Here is a 1,291-nt window from a genome sequence, read left to right on the forward strand (position 1 = left end):
GTCCTGGGTTTAGTTCCTACCTTAGGTAAGGAAGGATTGAACTATGCCTAGAAAGTATTCCGTCGAGTTCAAGGAGAAGGCGGTTCATCAGATCATCGAAATGGTCCGTTTGGAGTCTTGCTCACTGCAACGCGCCTACACTCAGGTCGGCGAGCTCCTTGGAGTATCTCACCACACGTTGCGGGCTTGGTACCGTGACAGTGCTTCAGTACGTGATAATTCTGATGCGTCAGGCGGCGAAGGAATGGAAGAAGAGCTCAAGCGTCTGCGCCGAGAAAACCGCGAACTGAAACGAGCAAACGGGATTCTTAAGACTGCTTCGGCTTTTTTCGCAGCGGAACTCGACCGACCCGCGACCAAATGATCTCTTACATCGACGCATATAAAGATCAGTTTGGGGTCGAGGCTATCTGCCGAGTCCTTCGACAAGCAGATCGTGGATTCATTACTTCACGCGGCTACCGCAAAGTCACCACACGTGTTCCCAGCGCAAGGGCCTTAAGCGATAGCCTGCTCATTCCAGAGATACAGCGTGTGCATGCGGAGAATTTCTCGGTCTACGGCATCCGCAAAATGTGGCACGCGATGAACCGTGAAGGCTTTCATATCGGCCGCGACAAGACTGCACGACTGATGAAGCTAGCAGGTGTTTCCGGCCGCCGACGTGGACGAACCCCTGTGACAACGATTAGCCCGAAGGCACCGGATCATCGCCCAGACCTTGTACAGCGAGACTTTCGTGCACAAGCGCCAGGCAGGCTTTGGGTTGCCGACATTACCTACGTTCGTACCCTGTCAGGATTCGCCTACACCGCGTTTGTTGTGGATGTCTTCAGTCGGAAAATTGTTGGTGTTGCTACACGCTCGACGATGCGTACCGATGCGCTGCCCATGGAGGCTTTGGAGCATGCGTTAACGACTGCAGGGCGAATTCATGGAAACCAGTTAATTCACCATAGCGATCGGGGCAGCCAGTACGTGTCACTGAAGTATTCCACCGCGCTAGCGGAATTCGGAATCCGTCCGAGTGTGGGAACAGTCGGCGATTCTTATGACAATGCTCTAGCCGAAACAGTCAACGGTCTCTACAAGGCGGAACTGATTCATGCCCAAGGTCCGTGGACGTCGGTCGGAGAAGTCGAATTGGCCACCTTGCGGTGGGTGCATTGGTGGAACACCAAGCGACTTCACGAAGCATTGGACTACGCCACCCCACAAGATGTAGAAACCGAGTACTATCTCACCCAGCCCATCAACACAGGGGCGTAATAGAAGCGGAACTAAACCCAGG

At 53.8% G+C, this 1,291-nt stretch carries 1 protein-coding gene; it reads left to right on the forward strand.

Going from position 1 to position 1,291, the window contains the following annotated elements; all coding sequences use genetic code 11:
* Positions 1 to 43: 43 nt before the first annotated feature.
* Positions 44 to 1,269, forward strand: a protein-coding gene (locus HMPREF3162_RS02120; protein WP_141759526.1) for an IS3 family transposase whose coding sequence is annotated in 2 segments (ribosomal slippage) — positions 44 to 323 and positions 323 to 1,269 — 1,227 coding nt in all. Because the reading frame shifts where the segments join, the coding sequence is not laid out codon by codon here.
* Positions 1,270 to 1,291 lie beyond the last annotated feature (22 nt).

The sequence above is a fragment of the Brevibacterium sp. HMSC07C04 genome (assembly GCF_001815905.1).
Classification (GTDB): Bacteria; Actinomycetota; Actinomycetes; order Actinomycetales; family Brevibacteriaceae; genus Brevibacterium.